At 41.1% G+C, this 2,486-nt stretch carries 3 protein-coding genes and 1 pseudogene; all 4 read left to right on the forward strand.

Going from position 1 to position 2,486, the window contains the following annotated elements; all coding sequences use genetic code 11:
* The coding region (locus ASC50_RS06080; RefSeq protein ID WP_056928826.1) for an AAA family ATPase at nt 1-1,457 on the forward strand (1,457 nt) is incomplete at its 5' end.
* Between the two features lie 30 nt (nt 1,458-1,487).
* Complete coding sequence (locus ASC50_RS07310; protein ID WP_158648537.1) at nt 1,488-1,661, forward strand: hypothetical protein; 174 nt, start codon at nt 1,488-1,490, stop codon at nt 1,659-1,661.
* Nucleotides 1,662-1,782: 121 nt separating this feature from the next.
* On the forward strand, nt 1,783-1,974 hold the full coding sequence (locus ASC50_RS08630) for an AlbA family DNA-binding domain-containing protein (protein WP_158648538.1): 192 nt from the start codon (nt 1,783-1,785) through the stop codon (nt 1,972-1,974).
* Nucleotides 1,961-2,486, forward strand: a pseudogene (locus ASC50_RS06090) (hypothetical protein); the annotation flags it as partial. The gene ASC50_RS08630 and the pseudogene ASC50_RS06090, both read left to right, overlap by 14 nt.

Genomic DNA, 2,486 nt, shown 5'->3' on the forward strand with positions numbered 1-2,486 from the left:
AGAACGCTTATGCCGTGTTGAAATTCGACTTTTCGGGTATAGACACGTCCAACGAAGACAGGTTTCGGACTTCTTTTTCCGGTAAAATACAAAAGGCTGTTCGTCAGTTTGTTGCCCTTTATCGAAATCTTTTTCCCAATGCCGATAGTTTCATCCAACAGTTAACTGAGGAAAGTCCGAGTATTCAGTCTATTCAAGACGCTATTGACAAGGCGGAATTGGCTGACATAAAAATTTTTGTCATCATTGACGAATACGACCATTTTGCCAACGACCTCATCGCTATGGGCAGTCAATTAGGAAAGAATGTTTACCACAACATGGTACACGCAAACGGACTTGTTCGCGATTTTTACGAGATTCTAAAGACAGGCACGAAAACCGTCATCGACCGCATTTTTATCACCGGTATCTCGCCCGTGATGTTGGACGACCTCACAAGCGGGTTTAACATTGCCGTCAATCTCACACTGAAATCAAAGTACAACGAAATGATGGGCTTCACGCAACAGGAAGTAGATGCCTTGATGGACGAAACGGGCGTTGACCCAAACTTAATCAACGTGGACATGGAAACATATTATGATGGCTACCTCTTCCATGCAGACGGAAAAAACAGGGTCTATAACCCCTCAATGATTCTCTATTTTTTCAATCAGATATTGGACGAGGGACAACCGCCCCAAAACATCATTGACGACAACCTGAAGACCGATTACAACCGTTTGCGCCGCATGGTTCAAAACGAAGGAAACCGCAATAAGTTGATGGAAATTGTTCAGAACAACGGTATCATGTCCGATATCATCAGCAAATTTTCGATAGATCGGCTGGAAGACACCAAATACTTTATTTCCCTGCTTTTCTATATGGGATTGCTCACGGTGGATAAATACCATGATGGGCGGTTGTATTTGAAAATTCCCAATTATTCCATTCAAACCGTTTATTGGGAATATCTGGAACAACTAACGCTGGAATGGAACAAAGATGTGATGATTGATTTGACAGAGCAAACCGATGCGGTGTGGAATTTGGCTTACCCCGGCAATCTGCACCCTTACATCGAATATGTGAGCAAAAACATTTTCAACCGCTTGTCGAACCGCGACTTGCAGCAGTTCAACGAGAAATATATCAAAATCATGTTGCTCAACGGCTTATTTCAAAGCAATTTGTATGTGCCACGCACTGAAAAAGAAGTAGAAGGTGGCTATATCGACATTTTTTTGCAACGCAGCCCCCGACTTCCCGATATAAAATATGAATGGGTGTTGGAAATCAAATATCTCAAAAAAGATAATGAAAAAGATTTACAGTCCATACGCGATGCCGCCCGCGCGCAATTGGAGAAATACCGAAATTCGCGTGAGTTCGTTGAACGTACCGATGTGCGCTTCGCTTCGGTTATTTTTATTGGTAAGGACAAGTTTGAGATTGACGAAGACAAAAAATGAAGATAATGCTACTATAAAATTATTAACATCATGGATTTCACAAAAGCACAAAAGAAAACCGCCCGCGAACTAATCAACAAAGCCCTCCAAAAGGGCAGCAGGGAATGTTTAGAAAAAGCAGAGGCATTGCTGCAAAATCGCAAGCATGATGCTTTCCAATCATCACACATGCGTGGATTTGTCCAAATTGATGGCAAATTTTGACGATTATATGGCGAAGCAATATGGTAGGCTACAAAAGTTGTTATATTGAGGGGAGCTACGCTTTGTGATGGTAAAATTTTCACAGAGCAATTTTAACAAGATATACCTCAATCACGATAATATGTATAGTAAGGAAACCCAACATACAGAATTTAAGCCGAAGTTCAATGAAGATGTCATTGAAACGCTGGTCGCTTTTGCCAACACCCAAGGCGGACGCGTACTTGTTGGCGTGGATGACAAAAAAACCTGTTTCTACGCGGGGAAGATATTACAAGCGAGTACAAAATTCCAATCATTTGCTTTCGCTTGACGAAGTAGTTAATATTCACTTGCAGACAATCAATTCGAGTTGGGACTATTATGCCGACCAAAATCACAGTATCGGTGATTTGTCGAAAGAAAAAATTGCTATATTTACCAACAAATTGCGAGAACAAGGCGAATTTAGCACTAAAATGTCTGATTTGGATATTCTCGAAAAACTGGAGTTTATCCGCGGAGGACAACCAACATTTGGCTGCTACTTGTTGTTTGTTGATGGATATTGTCCCACAAGCGACATTCAGATTGGGCGTTTCAAAAGTCCGATAACTATTATTGACAGCATTTCGCTTCATTCCGATTTATTCAGTGAAATTACCGATATTATTGCCTTTATCAAAAAACATTTGATGGTGGAATACATAATTACCGGTGAGCCAAAGCGCACAGAACGGTTTGATTATCCCACCGATGCCATTCGCGAAATTGTTATCAATATGGTAGTACATCGCGACTATCGTGACAGTTCGGGAAGTGTTATTAAAATTTTTGACGACAGGG

Source organism: Candidatus Symbiothrix dinenymphae (genome assembly GCF_001431085.1).

Coding starts and splice junctions, on each gene's coding strand:
- ASC50_RS07310 (WP_158648537.1), top strand. CDS start 1,488: ATGGATTTCACAAAAGCACAAAAGAAAACCGCCCGCGAACTAATCAAC.
- ASC50_RS08630 (WP_158648538.1), top strand. CDS start 1,783: ATGTATAGTAAGGAAACCCAACATACAGAATTTAAGCCGAAGTTCAAT.